Below are 19064 nucleotides of genomic sequence, written 5' to 3'. Positions count from 1 at the left end.
GCTCATCTCGCGCGTCTTGGAGTTGCGGACCGCACGCATGTCCTGGTGCATCGTCTGAACGTTGCAACATGGCTCGACAGCTCGACATTCTCGCCCTCGAGCCGTTTTTCGGCGGGGTCCGCCGGGCCATGCTCGAAGCGGTTGTTCGCTACAGCCGCCATCGCTGGACGGTGCTGAAGCTGCCCCCACGCCGCATCGAGCGTCGGCTTGCCGCGGCGGCTAACTGGTTCAGCGAGCAGTTGAGCCGTCACTGGGTGGGCCGGCTTGATCTGGTCTTCACCAGCGAGGCGATGAACCTGGCGAGCCTCATGCAGCTCATGCCCAACCTGGTGGGCTATCCGTCGGTGGTCTACTTCCACGACAACCAGCTTCCCGACAGTTCAACCGGCGTGCCCGGGGCCAATCCGATCGACCTGGTGAACTTCAATACCTGTCAGGCGGCAACGGAGATCTGGTTCAACTCTGCATACCACCGCCAGATGTTCCAGATCCTCGCCCGCGCGATGGCCGACAAGCTGCCGGAGCTTTCCAGCCACGACCCGATCCCACAGATTCGCGAGAAAATCAGGCTGTTTCTTCCGCCGGTCGATCTCTCACACGTCCATGAAGTCGAGTCGAGTCCGACGGTGCCGGTTCGCCAGCCTCGGAATGTGTTCGTCGAGACGCGCGACGCCAACGTTCCGCTGCTGAATGCCCTCATCGACCGGTTGCGTCGGCGTAAGATTCCGATGCACCTGATCACTGTCGGGCCGGTCGATAAGCTCGACCCGCTGGCCTCGCGCACGACGGTTTCCGAGTACGACGACCTGGCCCAGATTTACGGAATGTTCTCGTCGTCGATCGTGCTGAGCGTCAAGCCGGCCGCTCCCTCGGATTACCAGGTGATCCGTGCGATGGCGGCAGGGTGCCGGCCGATGCTGCCGGAAGGCGGCGTCTACCCGGAACTGCTGCCGACCGCGATGCACAAAGCGTGCCTGTACCCGGTCGATCCGGACGCGCTCGCCGACCGACTCGCTCTGGCGCTGGGTCCCAACGCGCCGGCATTCGATCCCTCGTCCTGCAAGCCGGCGCTCAAGCCGTTCGATGCAATCACCCAATGCCGGCTGATCGACGAACGAATCGAGCAGATCGTCGCGCGGCATTCGACCAGTGGCTGACAGGCCGTTGGAGCGGGTGGGCTGCGGCATCGGACGTATCGCGACGGCTGGACCTTTTATCCGGTTGGTAAGGACCACGATGCAGCCAGAAAACCCGCTCCATAATGCCCACCGGGTGAATCGTCGCGTCCAATCGTCGCTACCGGCCAGCGGATCCTCAACCCCATCTGTCCGGATTGCCGATAGTACGTTCGGGTGCGGCCGCGCCATCGCCGGTCGTCCCGCCCATGAGTTTCACCTTCGCGAGCTTCGCCGTCGGATCCGTCCTGTGCTGCTGGACGGTGCTGCGCTGCATGGGGAACGAGCGCGAGCGGCGGATGAACGAAGTGCAACTACGCCTCCGCGCCGAAAGCCAGCAGTCCGAAGGGGCACCTCCTTCGGGCGGTCACTGATCTCCCTCCTTTTGAGCGGCATTGTCCCGTCGGCACGCCCGTTGCTGTGGCGCGTATCGGCCGTCTTTTGATTGACCTTGATCGGCTTTTCTCTCTACACTCGTTTGGAGTGAAGCAGACCGGCCGACCTCACTCGCCGTTTGTTACGCATGTCTGAGTCGTCGGCGGAATTCACCTCTTGAGAGGTCACCTGTGGAATCGCGAAAGTCTTTCCCCCTGGTCGCGTTGCTGATGCTGATCGGCGCGTTGACGATTTCGGTGGTCTTGATCGGGCTGGGCATTTACCGCGTCGCCGTGAGCCGCGACTGGATCATCCTGTCCGCCGGCGCGCTGGGCGTCGTGGTAACGCTCGTGGCCTGGGCGGCGATCGCCGCATCGGGCAGCGCCGCCAGCGCCGAGAATCACGCCGTGGTGGACGGCCGGCTCGATATGATCTCAGATCGGCTTTTTCAGGCGGTGGGCTTGCTGTCGCGGATCAGCGAACAGCAGTTGATCTCCGATCGTGCCAAGTCGGTGGCATTCCGCGAGAAGGACCGCGACGCCATCCGCCGCGCCATCCAGGAGGACATCAACCGCGGCGACTTCGACGCGGCACTGCGACTGAGTGACGAGTTCGAGAGCGCGTTCGGCTATCGCGCCGAGGCGGCCAAGTTCCGCGACGAAGTCCGTGGCCGTCGCCAGGACCAGGTTCGCCGGCAGATCCAGGAGGTCGTCGAGGTGATCGACCGGCACACGCGGTCGGAGCAGTGGAATGGCGCGTTGCGTGAAGCCGAGCGGCTCATGAGCATGTTCCCCGACAACGACCAGGTCCGCGGGCTGCCGCTGGAAATCGACCGGCGCCGGCAGGAATACAAGAAACGGCTGCTCGAAAGCTGGCAGGAAGCCGTCGCCCGTCACGATACCGACGGCAGCATCGAGATCCTGCGCCAGCTGGACGCCTACCTCACCCCGGCCGAGGCCAGCGGGATGGAAGAGAGCGTGCGGCAGGTATTCAAGGAACGCCGCGACCAGCTCGCCAAGTTGTTCGGCGACGCCGTGCGCGATCACAAGTGGCCGGAGGCGATTCGCGCCGGCGAGACGATCATCGCCGAGTTCCCCGAATCGCGAATGGCACAGGAAGTCCGGGAGAAGATGCCCGTGCTGCGACAGCAGGCCAACGGCGTCTCGACGGCTGCGGCAGTAGCGGCGGGGGTCTAAATGACTGTGCGTGAACTGGTGCCGTTGTGGTGCAGCCGTCCCGGCTGCATTGTGGGCGGGTTACCACCCGAATAACGCCTCGGCGTTTGCCGTCGTTATCCGGTCAACCTCATCCCGTGACAGTCCCAGCTCCCGGCCTATGCAGTCTGCGACGTGGACCACCAGCGCCGGCTCGTTGACCTTCTGCTTTCGCATCGGTTCCGGCGTCATGTACGGGGCGTCCGTTTCAACGAGGAGCCGGTCGGTCGGGCAAAGGCGGATCGCTTCTCGAATGCCGGCGTTGTTCTTGAACGTCGCAGCACCCGTAAAGCCGAGCAGATACCCCTGATCCAGAATCTTCTTCGCCTCGGCGGGCGTGCCGGTGAAGCAGTGGAACACCGCGCGGATCGCCGTGTAGGGCCGCATCATCGCCAGTGTGTCGTCGATCGCCTCACGGCTGTGAATGACGATCGGGCGATTCAGCTCTGCGGCCAGGTCGAGCTGGAATTCGAAGACTTCCCGCTGTCTCTCCTTGGACGCGAACTTGTGGTGGTAATCGAGCCCCATTTCTCCTAGCGCGACGACACTCGGAGCACTTTGCAGCGTTCGCAGTTCGGGAAGTCGCGACAGGTCGCACTCGTGCGAGTAATTCGGGTGAACGCCGACGGCACACCGCAGGAAGTCGCGACCCTGACAAACGGCGATCGTCGCGGCGTCGTCATCGAGATCAGTGCCGATCGAAATCATCCGCGTGACCCCGGCGGCCTGCGCCCGCCGCAAAACGGCGTCGAGATCCCCACCAAGGCGGGGATCGGTCAGATGACAGTGGGAGTCGAGCATTGGGGAATAGTAGGCAGTGTGCAGTACGTAGCGAAGACAGAGGCACGGTGCACAACGGACGGCTCACTTCGGGTGAATCCGTTCTTTTCGGCGTACTGCCTACTGCGTCCTGTCTACTTCTTCAAAATGTCGCCTGAAACGCGTGCGGGGTGTGGCGAATGATGGGGTCGCGGCCCTGCGGCCAGACGATCGCGACGATATCAAACCTCGCCGGCGGCTGTGGGATGCCGTAGCGGCTGAGATAAATCTTCCCTGCCTTGGTGAGCTTGTGCTGCTTGGCCGCGTTGACCTGCTCTTCGGGCGTCGGGTCGTCGTAGGAGCGCGTCTTGACCTCCACGAACACGATCGTCGTACCGTCGCGGGCGATGATGTCGATCTCGCCTGCGTCGCAGCGGAAGTTGCGCGAGATGATCTTGTAGCCGTTGTCCCGCAGATGCCGTGCGGCGAGATTCTCGCCGCGATCGCCCATGGCGTCGGTGGGGGTGCCCGGTGTGAACAGATTTCGGATCCAACTCATCATGGCAGCAAACCCGTCATCCAATGACTCGTCATCCCATGACTTTCAGCCCGGGCGCCGTCCCGCGGTCGACGACCCTTTCCGGGGTCGCCTCGTCGCGGCAACTCGTACGGACCGTACGGTGGAATACCATTGCGCTCGTACTTGCGTTTGCGCTTCGATGAGAGGCACATCGGAGTCGTGAGATTCTACGCAGAGTTGCGGCGGAGAGAAGGGGCCGCCACTGACTCTTTGTGGGCAATCGATCTCCCGATCTGCAACTGCCTTGGCATCGCGGGTGCCTCAACTCAAAAAGCCCCGCGGCAAAGCAAACTGCTGCCGGCGGGGCCTTGGGTTGTAATGCACTCGGTATCGAAGTTCGTTGGCTCAGGTCGCAGACGTTGCGAGCTCTTCGGTCTTCTCGGCTGCCGGCTTGGCGGCCTTGGCGGGCTCGTCCTTCTTGATCTTCCGCTTCTCGGTCAGCCGGGTTGCCTTGCCCACGCGGTCGCGCAGGTAGAAGAGCTTGGCACGGCGGTTCTCGCCGCTGCGCTTGACGGTCACGCTGGCGATGAACGGCGAGTGCAGAGGATAGATGCGCTCGACACCTTCGTTGTTGACGATTCGGCGAACGGTGAAGGTCGCGTTGATGCCGCGGCCTTTCTTCATGATCACCGTACCGGCGAAAATCTGGATGCGTTCCTTGTCGCCTTCGACGATTCGCGTCGCGACATCGACGGTATCACCGACCTCGAACTGAGGCACTTCGGTCTTAAGGCTGGACTTTTCCGCGTGATCCAAAAGTGGATTTACCATGACTCAATAGCTCCCGGTCGTTAGACCTGTAACCCCGCAGGGCGACGATCATCGCTTGCGCGACGGGTGTCGTTCGGGGGGCTGATAACCGGTCCTTCCGGCAGAGCAGCCAGACATTGCGACGAATCCGCATTGGAACCGTCGCGGCAGATGAGGTCGCGCGAGCCTTTCAGGCTCGGGATCGCTCAGGCGATCATGCCGGCTCACGCACGGCACGCACAGCTCACTGTTCCGTTTTGCGATCGCGATACGCGGACCACAGATCGGGTCGACGCGCCTCGGTTCGCAGCTTCCGTTGCTCGAGTCGCCAGGCGGCGATCTTCGAGTGATTTCCGCTCAGCAGGATCTCCGGGACGCTCATGCCCCGAAACTCCCGCGGCCGCGTGTACTGCGGATACTCCAGCAGTCCGTCGGCGAATGATTCGTCGTGGGCGCCGGTTTCTGCCCCAAGGGCGCCCGGCAGCGTTCGGACGATCGCGTCGATGATCACCATCGCCGCCAGCTCGCCGCCGCTCAACACATAGTCGCCGATGCTGATCTCCTCGGGTTTTAGCCCGTCGATGATCCGCTCATCGAACCCTTCGTAGTGCCCGGCGATGAAGAGCAGTCGCTGCTCCGCCGCCAGTTCCAGCACCATCGCCTGATCGAGCCGGCGTCCCTGCGGCGACATCAGCAGGCGGCGCGCCGGACGGGGGTCCTGGGCTTCGGCATGTTCGACGGCGTCGAACAGCGTCTGGCACATCATTACCATGCCCGGTCCGCCGCCGAACGGCTTGTCGTCCACCGACTTGTGCTGATCCGTCGCGAAATCGCGGATCTGTGTCGTGTGGTACGAGACCAGTCCCTTCTCGGCCGCCCGCTTCGGAATGCTCGTCCCCAGTACGGGCGCGAACATCTCCGGAAAGAGGGTCAGGATGTCAATCCGAAGGGGCATGGCGGGAGTCAGAAGTCGCGAGTCAGGAGTCACAAGTCAGAAGCCGGACGGGTGAACTTCTAAAGCTACCATTCCGCTGTTGACTGCTGACTTCTGGCTCCCGATTTCCGCCCTTTCAGGGCGCAACGAAGACGCCGCCCGCGCGTTGCGAGCGGCGTCCGAGTTGGTTACTTGGCTTCCTTGGCCGCCGGGGCGGCCTTGGGCTTACCCGGCTTCGGGAGGCGAAGACCGGCGTGTTCCAGGCCCTTCTTCTTCAGCAGCGACGAGACGGTTTCCGACGGAATCGCGCCGGTGTCCAGCCAGTACTTGCAACGATCGACATTGGCGACGAACTGCTTGTCCTTGTCCTTGTGATGCGGATCGTAATGACCCAGCTCTTCGATCACCCGGCCGTCGCGCGGGGAGCGGGAGTCCATCGCGTTCAAGCGATAGAAAGAATGATTCTTACGGCCCATACGCTTCAAACGCAGCTTAACCGCCATGACACGCACTCCAAGATCCGAGTCGGCTTCGCCTTCGACAAGAAGGTCAATTGAGCTGCGAACCATCGCGTTGGCCCCGGTTCCGCGCCTATCGCGATAACTTCGGTTCGCACAAGCCTTTAATGAGTCGACGAGACACCCCTCTTAGCGGCCAATCTGGCTGCCGGCAGCAAAAGCCACCAAGCGTCGCCGGGGGTGTCGAGCCGTGCAGTATATCAAACACCGACCTGTTGACAAGGGCCGGCAGCCCGTCAGCCATGTCCCGCCCACTGAGCGGGCTAGCCCGTGAAGGCACCCGGGAATGAGTCGTTCCGCCCGCCGTCATTCATTGCCCCATTCAGTTAAGATACAGACATGAAGGTACTTCTAGCCTACGACGGCTCCGCCTGTGGCGATGTGGCGATCGCCGATCTCGCCCGGGCCGGGCTTGCGGCGGGTAGCCAGGTTCGCGTCGTGACCATTGCCGACGTCTACCTTCCGTCTGAGACGGACGTCGCCGCAACGCCGGCATCGCACCTGCCCGAGGTGGAGGAATCGCGAACGCTTGCTCACAAAGCGATGGATTTTGCAGCCGAATTGGCCCGCTCGGGTGAAGCAGCGGTTCGAACGCTCAACGCCACCTGGCACGTTTCGCACGAAGTGCTCGCCGACAGCCCCGCCTGGGCGATCATCAAGCTCGCCGACGTTTGGGAGCCGGATCTGATCGTCGTCGGTTCGCAGGGCAAATCGGCGATGCAGCGACTGGCGCTGGGCAGTGTTTCGGCGAAGGTGGTTGCCCACGCCGCATGCTCTGTTCGCATCGCCCGCAGTGGCCCTGCGGGTCGAGCCGGGCTTGGGGCCGATGCACCGGTGCGGATCGTTCTTGGCATCGATGGTTCCGTCGGCTCGGCGACCGCAATCTCGGCCTTGGCGCAGCGAAAGTGGCCGACGGGGTCGCAGGTGCTGGTGCTGTTCATTCTGGATCTACGCACCGTCACGTCGATTCTTTCCAGTGCTATGGGAACTGGGGTCGATGTTCGCAAACAGGCACAACAGACCGCAGAGCGGGCCTGCCAGGAGCTTCGCGCCGCCGGGCTCAACGCGAAACCGAAGGTGATTGACGGCGATGTTCGTGAATTGCTGGCGACCGAAACGGGGCATTGGCAGGCCGACTGCATTTTTGTCGGTGCCAAAGGCATGAGCATGATCGAGCGATTCCTGCTCGGCAGCGTGTCGTCGGCGATCGCCTCGCGGGCCCCTTGTACGGTGGAAGTGGTGCGAATCTCATCCTGACGACGTTGTCTTTAGTCCTGGGTTTCCCCGGGATGCCCAGGATGGCCAGATCAACATCCGGCCTTTTGCGCTTCCACTTCGCCCCGGTAACGATTTACACTCTGCACCATGGCGCAGGTTGTCTCGCAGGCGAATCCTTCCTCGTCGACAAAGTCGCGGCAAATGAAAAAAGGCGATCGGATCCTGGTGGTGGAGGACGACGTAGACCTCGGCGGTCTGCTTTGTGACCTCTTGCGCACCGAAGGCTATGACGCATTTCGCGTCGATGACGGCGATCAGGCCGTGGAACGCGTCGCCGACAGCCCGCCCGACGCGATCGTCCTCGATGTCATGCTTCCCGGGATGGACGGTTTTGAAGTCTGCCAGCGGCTCAAGTTCCGCCGCGATACCAACCTCATCCCCATCCTGATGCTGACCGCCCTCGATGACGACAAGGCCCGCGGCAAAGGTCTTCGTGTCGGTGCCGACCGCTACCTGACCAAGCCGTTCGAGCCCGACGCCCTGCTGAGCGAAATCCGCCACACGCTGGAGCACCGCCGGAAGCTGCAGGACGGCAATGTTCGCACGGCGATCCAGTTCCAGATGCACTCCGACGGCCGGCTGCGGGAAGAGCTGAATGACATGCTGAGCGAGCTCTTCATGCAGACGCCGCTGAGTGAAGAGGACGTCGGCCGCATCCGTTACGCGGTGCTGGAGATGGTGCAGAACGCGGTCGAGTGGGGGAACCGCAACCGCAAGGACCTTGAGGTCTCGGTCAGCTACGAGGTAACGAAGGACTTCGTGAAGTTCGTGATCACCGACCAGGGTGAAGGCTTCAACCCCGACAACATCCCTCACGCCGCCAACGAGGAAGACCCGGTCCAGCACATGTCGATCCGGGAAAAACTGGGCCTCCGCGACGGCGGATTCGGGATCCTGATCAGCAAGGGGATGGTGGACGAGTTCAAGTACAACGACGCCGGGAACCAGGTGACGCTGATCAAGTATTTCGGGAAGTAGGGTCCGCCTTGGCGGACGCGCTGGTTGAGCCGAGACCGCGTGCCGCGATCTCCACCGTCTGGCAGTGCAACGCCGTCGTCATCCCTTCCACTTTGTTGTACCCGCCGCCGTAAAGCACCACCGTCGGAATCGACCATCCGCGCAGCAACCTAATCGCGTAACGATCGCGCGCGGCCATGTCGGCGGTGCTCAGCTTCATCTGGCCGAAGCGGTCGTCCTCATGACAGTCGGCGCCGGCGATGTAGAACGCGATGTCCGGCTCGAAGCGTTCAACCGCCGGCGGGAGTGTTTCGTGCAGTCGGTCGAAGTACTCGTCCGCCGAGGCCCATCGCGACAATTCGACATCCATGCTCCCCGGCACCTTGGTGCTGGGGTAGTTCTTGCCGACATGCACCGAGTAGGTAAACACGTGCGGATCGTCGGCAAAAATCGCGTTAGTGCCGTTGCCCTGGTGGGCGTCGAGATCGACGACCATGCACTGGATGTAAGGCTCATCGTGCTGAAGGGCGCGGATCGCCACCGCGACATCGTTAAAGACGCAAAACCCTTCGCCGCGATCGGGGAAGGCGTGATGCGTGCCGCCGGCAAGGTTGGCGGCGATGCCGTCGACCATCGCCGCCCGGGTCGCGGCGAGCGTGCCGGCCGTCGCCGCGTGACTTCTCCCAGATAGCTCCGGCGACCAGGGCAGCCCCAGCCGGCGTGCGGTAATCTCGTTGTACCGGCCGGTGCGGATCGACTGAACGTAGTCGGGGGTGTGGACGCGGAGCAGGTCGAGGTCGGAGATCACGCCGGGGTCGATGGTGTGGGGGATAACGCCGCTTTCAATGAGCTTCGCCGCCGAGTCCGGGAACTTTCGCATCGGGAACACATGCCCCGGCGGCAGCGGCGCGAAGTAGCGCGGCGACGTGAAGCAACGAAGAAATAGCGAGCGGCCGACCGACATCGGCGGATTGTAGACCGGGTGAGATAGGGGCGTCGTCCGATGACCATGAGGTTTGCCGGCGTAACGCGTTTTGGATCTGCCATAGGGCTCTGTCAGTGACACGGGCTTCCAGCCAGTGCTGGCGATGTTGTGGTCGAGTTGCGTACGTACGATGTCTGCTCGCATGACATCGCTCGCACGGGCTGGAAGCCCGTGTCACTGACAGAGCTGTTTTACGCCGGAAATCCGGGTAGCACTGGCCGATGGGGCACACTAACCTCTAGATCTCAATTCCCCGCGTAGTTGACACTTAAAGACGACGGAGCAGGACATGAAAAAGGTTGGTGTGATCGGAGCAGCGTTGATTGTCGGGTTCACAACTCTGGCGATCGCGCTGTCTGTCCCGAAAGCGTCCGCTCAGGCATCCGCTTCTGGTGCGGAGAATGTGGCCGGAGACTACGACCTGATCGTCTACGGCGGCACCTCCGGCGGCGTCGCCGCCGCCGTGCAGGCCCGGCGGATGGGCCGCACCGTGGTCGTCATCGAGCCCACCCAGCGCCTCGGCGGACTCAGCTCCGGCGGGCTCGGCCAGACCGACATCGGCAACAAGGCCGCGATCGGCGGCATCGCCCGCGAGTTCTACCGCGACGTCAAGAAACGCTACATGGAAGTCGACGCGTGGAAGTGGCAGCAACCCTCGGAATACAAGGACGGCGGCCAGACCCGCACCGATAACGGCGAAGACACCATGTGGACCTTCGAACCGTCGGTCGCCCTGCGGATCTACAACCGTTGGGTGCGCGACAACAAGATCCCCGTCGCCTTCGGAGAACGGCTGAACCGCAAGACCGGCGTACAGAAGGACGGCGGGCGGATCACGGCGATCACCATGGAATCGGGGAAGACCTTCGCCGGCAAGATGTTCATTGACGCCACTTATGAAGGCGACCTGTTGGCTGCCGCCGGCGTCAGTTACACGGTCGGACGTGAAGCCAACGCCCAGTACGGGGAGACTTTAAATGGCGTTCAGGTGAAGAACTCGAAGAACCACCAGCTCAAGCCGGGCATCGATCCGTATGTCGTCAAAGGGGACAAGGCCAGCGGCCTGCTGCCGCACATCGATCCCAACGGCCCCGGCGAAGAAGGTGCCGCCGACAAACGCGTGCAGGCCTACTGCTTCCGCATGTGCCTGACGGACAAGGACGAGAACCGGATCCCGTTCCATAAGCCCGAAGGCTACGTCGATGCCTGGTACGAGTTGATGCTGCGCAACTTTGAAGCCGGCGAAACGGGCATGGCGTGGATCAACTCCAGCATGCCCAATCGTAAGACCGACACCAACAACCGCACCGGCTTCTCGACCGACTTCATCGGGCAGAATTACGCCTACCCCGAAGCGAGCTACGAAGAACGCGAGAAGATCGTCGCCCAGCATCGGCTGTATCAGCAGGGACTGATGTGGACGCTCGCGAACCACCCGCGCGTACCGGAAAAGATGCGCAGGGAGTTCGCCCGCTGGGGCATGTGTAAAGACGAGTTCAACGAAGACGGCGTGCAGCGCGGCGGCTGGCAGGAACAGCTCTATGTCCGCGAGGCCCGGCGGATGGTCGGGGCACACGTCATGACGCAGAGCAACTGCGTGGGGAAGGAAGTCGTCCCCGACGCCGTCGGCATGGGAGCGTACGGCATGGATTCGCACAACCAGCAGCGCTATGTCGATGCCGCCGGTCATGTGCGCAACGAGGGAAACGTGGAAGTCGGCGTTCCCTCGCCGTACCCCATCAGCTACCGCTCGCTCACGCCGAAGAAGGACGAGTGCCAGAACCTGCTCGTGCCGATCTGCCTGAGCGCGTCCCACATCGCTTACGGCAGCATCCGCATGGAGCCGGTCTTCATGGTGCTCGGCCAGACGTGCGCAACCGCGGCGATCCACGCGATCGAGGACGGCAAAGCCGTGCAGGACGTCGACTACGCCAAGTTGCGGACGAAGCTGCTGGAGGACAAGCAAGTGCTGGAATGGACCGGCAAGCGCGGCGGATCAGGCGAAGGAGCCAAAGGCATCGACATCAAGTCGTTGCCCGGTGTGGTGGTGGATGACGACCAGGCGAAGCTCGAGGGGGACTGGACGGCCGCCTCGCTCATCGGCCCGTTCGTCGCCACCGGGTATAGGCACGACGCCAACGATTCCAAAGGCAAGTGCTCGGCAACGTTCCAGGCAAAGCTGCCGGCGGCGGGGAAGTACGAAGTGCGGGTGGCTTACAGCCAGAACAGGAACCGAGCCACCAACGTGCCGGTGAAGGTGGCGCACGCCGGGGGCGAAACGGAAGTGAAGGTGGACCAAAGGCAGAAGGCGAAGATCGACGGCGTCTGGCAGTCGGTGGGAGAGTTCGAGTTCGCAGCCGACAAGCCGGCGATCGTGGTCATCTCAAACGCTGGAACCGACGGCTTTGTGTTAATCGACGCGGTGCAGTTTGTGGCGAAGTAAGGGGGCGGGGCGTGTAAGCGCGTTGTCCTCTGTGCATGCGGACGCAGCCGGTGTCGCACCTTCCGTGAATTGCCTTGACAGTTCTGCTGCAAATTGATTCAATAATTGAATCATTCGGCCCGCTGTTGCGCCCAATCTCAGTCTTACCGACGGCATTCGCTGCCTGCAGGCGGTGATCGCGTCCAACCACCCGCTCGGCTCACGCGAATGCGCGCGGCAGTTGGACATCGAGCCGGCGCGAGCCAATCGTCTGCTGCGGTCACTGGCGCTTAGCGGCCTATTGACGCAGGACGAGCACCGCAAATACCGCGCGGGGCCCGGGCTTCACGTGCTTTCGGCCCAGGCAATGCGGGCATCGGGGCTGCTGCCGGCCGCGCTACCGGCAATCGAATCGCTTCGCGATACCGGCCTTATTGTCGCGCTGGGTGTGCTTTGGCGGGATCAGGTGTCGTACCTGATTCATGGCCGGGCGCCCCGAAGGCTTGAAGACGGCATCGGCCGCGTCGGCACTTATCCCGCGTCGCGGTCCGGCATCGGAATGGCCCTGCTCGCAAGGCAGTCTGACGATGCCGTGCGCGCCCTTTACGCGACGGCTAACGAGATTCCCGGCTTCCCCGGCGGAATCAAGTCGCTGCTCGCCGAGCTGAAACGGACGCGGTCGCGCCCTTATGCGACGGCGTTTCAGCAGTTAAAGCAGGATCAGGAGATCTGGTCGATCGGTGTCGCGCTGCCCCATGTGCCCGAAGCGGCACTGGCACTGTCAGGCCCCATCGCCCCCGACCAGCATGCCGACCTTGCGCATCGCCTGGTCGCCGCTGCCTCGACAATCAATCCAAGCAAGTACCTGGAGGAGGATCGATGAACACAACACTCGAACGAACCAAGCAGACCTATCCCGCCCGACCCACGCTTGCACCTTCTGTGCGGCACCCGGGCGACACGATCGGGTCTTCCAGGATCAGGCCCGCTCTGATGCGGGCCATGGCCCTCCTCACGCTCGTGCTGGCGATTCCCGCCGGCGCTCAGACGCCCGTGCCGGCACGTCCAAGCTATTCCGGCATCTACCCGCACCTGGCGATGTTCAACAACGAAGGCGAGTGCGGCACCGGCGCGGTGGTTCCGTTCGCCGACCGCCTCTGGGTGATCACCTACGCCCCGCACATGCCCAAGGGGTCCAGCGACAAGCTGTATGAGATCACGGCCGACCTGACACAGACCGTTCGCCCCGAAAGCATCGGCGGAACGCCTGCCAACCGGATGATCCACCGGGAGTCGAACCAGCTCTTCATCGGACCCTACGTGATCGACGGCGAACGGAAGGTCCGCGTGATTCCCTACACGCAGATGCCAGGCCGCCACACCGCCAACGCCCGACACCTGTCAGACCCCGCCGGCAAGATCTACTACACGACGATGGAAGAAGGCGTCTACGAGGTGGACGTCAAGACGCTGGCGGCAAAAGAACTCTTTCCCGACGGCAACGGCACCAAGAACAAGGGCGGCGATCTGCTGCCGGGATACCACGGCAAGGGCTCCTACAGCGGATTCGGCCGACTCATCTACGCCAACAATGGTGAGCTTTCGCCCCTCGCCCAGCAACGCCCCGACATTGAATCGGGTGTGCTGGCCGAATGGGACGGCGGAAAGGACTGGAAAATCGTCCGCCGCAACCAGTTCACCGAGGTCACCGGTCCCGGCGGCATCTACGGCAATGACAAGCCCGACAGCGACCCTGTCTGGTCGATCGGCTGGGACCACCGGTCGCTCATCCTCATGATGCTGGACGGCGGCAAGTGGACGACCTACCGCCTGCCCAAGGCCAGCCACAGTTACGACGGCGCGCACGGCTGGAACACCGAATGGCCCCGGATTCGGGACATCGGCGAGTCCGATCTGCTGATGACGATGCACGGCACGTTCTGGAAGTTCCCGCGGACGTTCACCGCCGCCACCGCCGCCGGCATTCGCCCGAGGTCGAACTACCTCAAGGTCGTCGGCGACTTTGCCCGCTGGGGTGACAAGATCGTTCTCGGCTGCGACGACACCGCCAAGAGCGAGTTCCTCAACAAACGCAAGGCCAAGGGCAATCTGATCGGACCCGGCCAAAGCCAGTCGAACCTCTGGTTCATCGATCCCAGTCGACTCGACGACCTCGGTCCGGCGATCGGCAATGGCGCCGTCTGGTTGAAGGAAGACGTCAAGGCCGGCCAATGGTCGGACCCTTTCCTGTTCGCCGGCTATGACCGCCGGGCGCTGCATTTGTCGCACGGCACCGGCGAACCGGTGACGTTCGAGTTCGAGGTCGATGCCGCGGGCAACGGGGCGTGGAAGGCGCTTCGCAGCGTAACCGTGCCCGCAGGCGGTTATGCCTGGGTGGATTTCCCGGAAGCCGAGAAGGCCGAGTGGATCCGCATCCGTCCGCACGGCGACGTCGTCAAGGCGACCGCGATGTTTCATTACACGAACAACGATCCGCGAAAGGCCGGCGTCGTCGATCCGATGTTCGCCGCCATCGCCACGCCAGACGCCAAAACCTACTCCGCCGGCCTGATCCGCGCCCGCGGCGAAAACAAGCGAACGCTTCACGTCGCGGCGATGCAGGTCGAAGGGGACTCGGTGAGCGACGTCGGGTACTACGAGCTTGGCGTTGACATGAAGCTGATCAAGGTCGACGACAACACCGCGCACGACTACGTCAAAAAGAACGTCGCGATTCCGAAGGATGTGCTGAAGGTGGAGGGATCGTCCGTCCTTTACACCGACGACAAAGGCCGACGCTTCCGCTTGCCGAAGGGCGATGCGGCGTTCGACCGGCTGACTTCGAGCGGCGAGTACCGAATCTGCCGTGAAGTCTGCACCGAGCGCGATCTGTTCAACGCCCATGGCACGTTCTATGAGCTGCCGGCCGAGAATGCCGGCGGGTTTGGCAAGGTGCGTCCGGTGGCGACGCACAACCGTGCGATCTTCGACTACTGCACCTACCGGGGGTTGCTCGTGCTGACCGGCATTGCCGGTGCCGCGAACGACCCGCACATCATCCGCTCAGAGGACGGGAAGGCGGCGGTGTGGGCCGGCGTGGTGGACGATCTCTGGAAGCTCGGCAAACCGGTCGGCATCGGCGGCCCCTGGAGCGATTCGGAGGTCAAGGCGAATGAACCTTCCGACCCGTACCTGTTCAAGGGTTACGACAGTCGCCGGCTGACCCTCTCGCAGTCGGGCAAGGAAGCGGTGTCGGTGCGCATTGAGATCGACCTGACCGGCGACGGGCTTTGGACGCCTTACAAGACACTGGAGGTCGCGCCGTCGGCGAAAGTCGAACACGCCTTCCCGCCCAACTTCCAGGCGGCATGGGTTCGCTTCGTCGCGGACAAAGACACCAAGGCTTCGGCGATCCTCACCTACGAATGACCGGACGCCCTGAGCGCGATCGGTCAGGCGGACCGCCGCTGGGCTTGCCGCGGCGCCGGCCGGGATGCCTTGGTGACGTCCTCGATACTTTGTTCGAGCGACGCACCGATCACGAAGACCGTCGACGATGCCTGGGTGCAGTGCGCCACCTTGTAGGTCAGGACGATTTTTTCGCCGGCCTTGGTGGGCAGCGTGATGCTGAATGTGCTGCCCTGGGGCAGTGCGTGGCTCGCGGTCAGTCCGATGCCGTTCATCGACAGATCTCGAACCCACACATCGACCGGCTGCGCACCTTTATCGCCGAGAAGCATCGGGGAGATCTTCGCCCGTGTACGCAGGCCGACGCGCGGGCCGCCTCGCTGATCACGGGCCGATCCGCGATCGGCCTTGAGCGCCGTCGCGATCTGTTCGAACAATTCCACCGTCAACATCATTCCCAACTCCAGGGCATTGCGCGGACCGTCCCGCAGCCTCCTGGCCGGTGCCAGCCCTCCCGAGTTCTGATGGTGCGTTCCGAACGACTACGTGAACTTCACGACCTGTGGTTAATCCGTCAGTCCGATCGTGGGAACTGACGTGAGGTCTACAACTGTTCAGACAATCGGATGCGTGAGGCAGTCGCATGACTTGGCGAGGAAAACCCTTAAACAAAGCCGCCCCGAAAGGGAGCGGCTTTGGTCATTCGAGCACAAGAAACGGGGCAGTTCTTGCTAATTTACGGTGAAACGAATCGTTTCGGGTCGATCCGGCGGGGCCATCGGAATGGTTTCTTCCGGTAATGCCGTACGGGTTGGCCCGGCGTCGTAGGGCGTCGGACTAGGGATTCCGAGTCGTTCCGGGGACGCCGCGCCCGACCGGCCGGGCGCGGGTTTCGCCAGGAGCATTGCTTCGCCCGACCGAATCGTCGTATCGAATAATGGCGATGGCAACTCGCCATTGCGATCGCTTGCGATACTCGACAGCCGGATGCGATCCGACTCCGGTGACATCACACGTACCGGCGGCAGCGCGGGGAAGGTGATCGCTTCAGGCGGTGCCAGGATCAGTTGCATTGGAATCGGCATGGCTTCCGTCAGCGGCCTGGGCTTTGAGACAAATGCCTTTTCGATCGTGTAGTGCCGCGGCCGAATCGCCTCGGTGGCGGTCGGCAGCCAGGGACGGAACGGCGTTCCGACGATCCGCGCTTTGCCTTCCACCGGCGAATTGACGAAGGGCGCAGCGGAGGTCAGACCCTGCCTTGGGCTCAGCCAGGTTCGGCGCAGCAGGCTTGCGGCGTCCTCCATCGCCGGCACCGGTGCAGTGACCGACGGGGGGGTCTCAGCCGCAGGGTTGGCCGCCGGCGATGTCGCGCCGGGAGCGTTGCCTGTTGCCGCCGTCGCGACGCTGCCGGTCCTGTACGACACATACGCCGCCAGACCAAGGGTCAGGCCAATGTACACGCCGCCGCAAACGCCGACGGCGATCAGAGACACAAAGATGATGCGTAGGTATCGCATGTGATGCTATTGCGTGGGACGGGTGACCGACGGCTCATTTGACCCGAATCACCAGCGTGGCTTCAGTGCCTTCCGGGGGCAGCAGATTCCGGTTGATGTCGAGCTTCAGCAGCGCCGCTTCCTTCATGGTCAGGCTCGATTGGAACACGGTCTCATCGGTCACCGGAAAAATCGAAATCAGGGTACCGGTTAGATCGGCACCGTAAACCTTGTCGGGCTTATTGGGGTCGGGTTGGCGAACCACCGAACCTGTGAAAAGCCACTTGAGCCGCGGCAGGGGCTTGCCGGTCCGCTTGTCGACCATCGCCTTTTCCAGCGGCACCTGCATCGCTCGGCCGCCAAAGCCGGCGACTTCCACGGCGATCGAAAGCTCCGGCCCCGATCCCGGCTGGTCTTCGCTGCGGCTGGGTGTGCCGGGGGAAAGTCCGAAGGTGTCCTGCAGTGCCCGGGCTACATCGCTCGGGCGGACGTCGAAGTTCAGAACCGTTTCATGAGCCTTCTGGCCGAGCGGGGCGGGGTACGTCGCGACGACTTCCAGCGGATAAACCTCCTTGAGGTTCGGCAACTTCCGCGGCGCGATACGGCAGGGAATGCGGATGGTGCCCGCCGCCTTGTCCACCGAGATCTGCGCGATCGGCCGGGCTGATGCCGACGGCGGCTTGTCGGACACGCACACAACCACCGAAGGCAGGTCCGCATGCTCGCCTTCGATGTTGTTGGTCGCCAGGAACACCTCGCCGCCGTGCACGACCGGCGAGCCGAACACCATGCCCGGCGCTTGCACCGACGGATCGGAGACGACGTTCAGCGTCCATTTCTTCTGACCGTCGGCCAGGTTCACGGCGTGCAGCACGCCTTGAAGATCGGCCGCGTAGACCGTCCCGCCGGAGATTGCTGTGCCGGCGAAGAAGGGCTGGCCGCCGGTGTATTCCCACCTGGGATTGCCGTCGGCGACGTTCAGCGCCCGGACCTTGCCGTCGGTGCTCGCGAAGACGGCCAGTGTGCCATCGATCGCGACGCTCGAGAGCACGCCGCCCGGAACATCGCGCTTCCAGCGGATCTTGCCGGTGGCAAGCTCGATCGCGACGACCTGGCCCTTGCCTTCCGGAATCGTCTTGCGGTCGAAGCGGATGTTCGAGCAACCGACTAGGACCAGATCGCCGGCGACCGTCGGTCCGCCCCAGGGATTGCTGTCGATCGGCGTCTCCCAGATCGGCTGGCCGTTCTCGGCATTGATCGCCGCGATGACGCGCTTGCCGACCTTGTCGAAGTCGATGTATGCCGACGCGACAAGCACCTTGTCGCCGGCGACGGCGAGCGGCGCATCAACGTGCCAGCCCTTGTCCTTCACGTGCCAGAGCGTTTTGGGCGCGGCCTTGGGCAGCGCGTCGTCGCCCGGCGGAACGGCAAAGTCTGGATCGGTCTGTTTCGCCTTTTCGTACGCCTTCTGCAACTCGGAGGCTTTGGCTTCGATGCGCTTGCTCACCTCGGTGACGTCGAGTTCCTGCCCGTCGAGCGTCGCCCGCTTCAGGCCGACGCAGAGCACACCCGCCTCGCCGCCGCCGATGTAGACGCGATCGTTGGCAACGACGGGCGCGCCTTCCATGTGAACAAGCTTGCCCTCCATCGCCATCTGCCAGACCGGCCGGCCGGTGACCGCGTTCAGGCAGTAGAGCGCCGCACCGTCGGTCTGGTGCATGCCGTCGCCAAAGACCAGTAGATCGCCGGCGATGGCAGGGGACGACACCGTCGGCAACTTGATGAACGGCGAACTCTTGACCCAAAGCTGTCGGTCCGGGGCGTCGCCGTCGAGGGCGAGCGCATGGAACTGTGCCGTATTGAACGCGCCCAGCCCTGACACGTACACGGCTTTCGAAGCCGGCACCGGCGAAGCGATGAAGTGCTCGGCGGCTTTGTACACCCACCGCACCTTGGGTGCGGCCGGCCCGGGCTGGTTGTCGATGCTGCCAGTACGCTGGTTATTGCCGCGATGGGTAACCCAATCGGCCTGTGCGGTCGCGACGTTGAAGAGCCACAGCGACGCGGCGGCACAAAGGGCAACGCGCCGCCTCAAGCTGGTGCGCGCACTTGTAGGGTGGGCTTTAGCCCACCGCGCCGTGTTCGATGACAGGTTGTGTTCACCGCGCTGTTGGTCTTCCATGGCCATCGACCTCTGTTCACAAGCATTCCCT

The 19064-nt window shown here is 63.3% G+C and carries 17 protein-coding genes; 8 read left to right on the top strand and 9 right to left on the bottom strand.

Annotation, left to right across the window (positions count from 1 at the left end):
• The first annotated feature begins 68 nt into the window (after positions 1–68).
• The 3 genes from IPV69_RS10050 to IPV69_RS10040 all read left to right on the top strand — a co-directional run bounded on the left by IPV69_RS10050 (position 69) and on the right by IPV69_RS10040 (position 2746).
• A complete protein-coding gene (locus IPV69_RS10050; protein WP_206294977.1) occupies positions 69–1157 on the top strand; it encodes a tRNA-queuosine alpha-mannosyltransferase domain-containing protein in 1089 nt (362 codons plus the stop codon).
• A 227-nt stretch (positions 1158–1384) separates the two neighbouring features.
• Positions 1385–1549, top strand: a complete 165-nt coding sequence (locus IPV69_RS10045; RefSeq protein ID WP_206294976.1) for a hypothetical protein — start codon at positions 1385–1387, stop codon at positions 1547–1549.
• A 192-nt stretch (positions 1550–1741) separates the two neighbouring features.
• Positions 1742–2746, top strand: a complete 1005-nt coding sequence (locus IPV69_RS10040) for a hypothetical protein (RefSeq protein WP_206294975.1) — start codon at positions 1742–1744, stop codon at positions 2744–2746.
• 60 nt (positions 2747–2806) lie between these two features.
• Here the strand turns inward: IPV69_RS10040 and IPV69_RS10035 are convergent, their stop codons facing one another.
• The 5 genes from IPV69_RS10035 to rpsP all read right to left on the bottom strand — a co-directional run bounded on the left by IPV69_RS10035 (position 2807) and on the right by rpsP (position 6290).
• On the bottom strand, positions 2807–3565 hold the full coding sequence (locus IPV69_RS10035) for a TatD family hydrolase (RefSeq protein ID WP_206294974.1): 759 nt from the start codon (positions 3563–3565) through the stop codon (positions 2807–2809).
• 121 nt (positions 3566–3686) lie between these two features.
• Positions 3687–4085: a YraN family protein gene (locus IPV69_RS10030; protein ID WP_206294973.1), complete on the bottom strand. Its 399-nt coding sequence runs from the start codon at positions 4083–4085 to the stop codon at positions 3687–3689.
• A 363-nt stretch (positions 4086–4448) separates the two neighbouring features.
• On the bottom strand, positions 4449–4874 hold the full coding sequence (gene rplS, locus IPV69_RS10025; protein WP_206294972.1) for a 50S ribosomal protein L19: 426 nt from the start codon (positions 4872–4874) through the stop codon (positions 4449–4451).
• Positions 4875–5097: 223 nt separating this feature from the next.
• A complete protein-coding gene (gene trmD / locus IPV69_RS10020; RefSeq protein WP_206294971.1) occupies positions 5098–5808 on the bottom strand; it encodes a tRNA (guanosine(37)-N1)-methyltransferase TrmD in 711 nt (236 codons plus the stop codon).
• 167 nt (positions 5809–5975) lie between these two features.
• Positions 5976–6290 carry a 30S ribosomal protein S16 gene (gene rpsP / locus IPV69_RS10015; RefSeq protein WP_206294970.1) on the bottom strand — a complete coding sequence of 105 codons (315 nt, stop codon included), beginning with the start codon at positions 6288–6290 and terminating at the stop codon, positions 5976–5978.
• Between the two features lie 354 nt (positions 6291–6644).
• Between rpsP and IPV69_RS10010 the strand changes: the two genes are divergently transcribed.
• Together IPV69_RS10010 and IPV69_RS10005 are read left to right on the top strand one after the other, a co-directional pair.
• The gene (locus IPV69_RS10010) at positions 6645–7562 is read left to right on the top strand and encodes a universal stress protein (protein ID WP_206294969.1); all 918 of its coding nucleotides are present in this window, start codon (positions 6645–6647) and stop codon (positions 7560–7562) included.
• A 162-nt stretch (positions 7563–7724) separates the two neighbouring features.
• Positions 7725–8561, top strand: a complete 837-nt coding sequence (locus IPV69_RS10005; RefSeq protein ID WP_206294968.1) for a response regulator — start codon at positions 7725–7727, stop codon at positions 8559–8561.
• Here IPV69_RS10005 and IPV69_RS10000 read toward each other — a convergent pair.
• Positions 8542–9669, bottom strand: a complete 1128-nt coding sequence (locus tag IPV69_RS10000) for a histone deacetylase family protein (RefSeq protein WP_206294967.1) — start codon at positions 9667–9669, stop codon at positions 8542–8544. The genes IPV69_RS10005 and IPV69_RS10000 overlap by 20 nt on opposite strands.
• Before the next feature lie 145 nt (positions 9670–9814).
• Between IPV69_RS10000 and IPV69_RS09995 the strand changes: the two genes are divergently transcribed.
• From IPV69_RS09995 to IPV69_RS09985, 3 genes are all read left to right on the top strand, one after another.
• Positions 9815–11968, top strand: coding sequence for an FAD-dependent oxidoreductase (locus tag IPV69_RS09995; protein ID WP_206294966.1), 2154 nt, complete (start codon positions 9815–9817; stop codon positions 11966–11968).
• 172 nt (positions 11969–12140) lie between these two features.
• Complete coding sequence (locus IPV69_RS09990) at positions 12141–12830, top strand: IclR family transcriptional regulator (RefSeq protein WP_206294965.1); 690 nt, start codon at positions 12141–12143, stop codon at positions 12828–12830.
• Between the two features lie 119 nt (positions 12831–12949).
• Positions 12950–15376, top strand: coding sequence for a hypothetical protein (locus IPV69_RS09985; RefSeq protein WP_390884402.1), 2427 nt, complete (start codon positions 12950–12952; stop codon positions 15374–15376).
• 23 nt (positions 15377–15399) lie between these two features.
• On the opposite strand, the gene IPV69_RS09980 is transcribed toward IPV69_RS09985, so the two are convergent.
• The 3 genes from IPV69_RS09980 to IPV69_RS09970 all read right to left on the bottom strand — a co-directional run bounded on the left by IPV69_RS09980 (position 15400) and on the right by IPV69_RS09970 (position 19033).
• Positions 15400–15810 (bottom strand): PilZ domain-containing protein, encoded by a 411-nt coding sequence (locus IPV69_RS09980; RefSeq protein WP_206294963.1) that lies wholly within the window; start codon positions 15808–15810, stop codon positions 15400–15402.
• A gap of 276 nt (positions 15811–16086) precedes the next feature.
• Positions 16087–16872, bottom strand: a complete 786-nt coding sequence (locus IPV69_RS09975; RefSeq protein WP_206294962.1) for a hypothetical protein — start codon at positions 16870–16872, stop codon at positions 16087–16089.
• Between the two features lie 34 nt (positions 16873–16906).
• Positions 16907–19033, bottom strand: a complete 2127-nt coding sequence (locus tag IPV69_RS09970) for an outer membrane protein assembly factor BamB family protein (RefSeq protein WP_206294961.1) — start codon at positions 19031–19033, stop codon at positions 16907–16909.
• Positions 19034–19064 lie beyond the last annotated feature (31 nt).

This window comes from Humisphaera borealis, from assembly GCF_015169395.1.
Taxonomy (GTDB): domain Bacteria; phylum Planctomycetota; class Phycisphaerae; order Tepidisphaerales; family Tepidisphaeraceae; genus Humisphaera; species Humisphaera borealis.
Note: the sequence above shows the minus strand (reverse complement) of the source record. Positions and strands in the feature narration are given on the sequence as shown.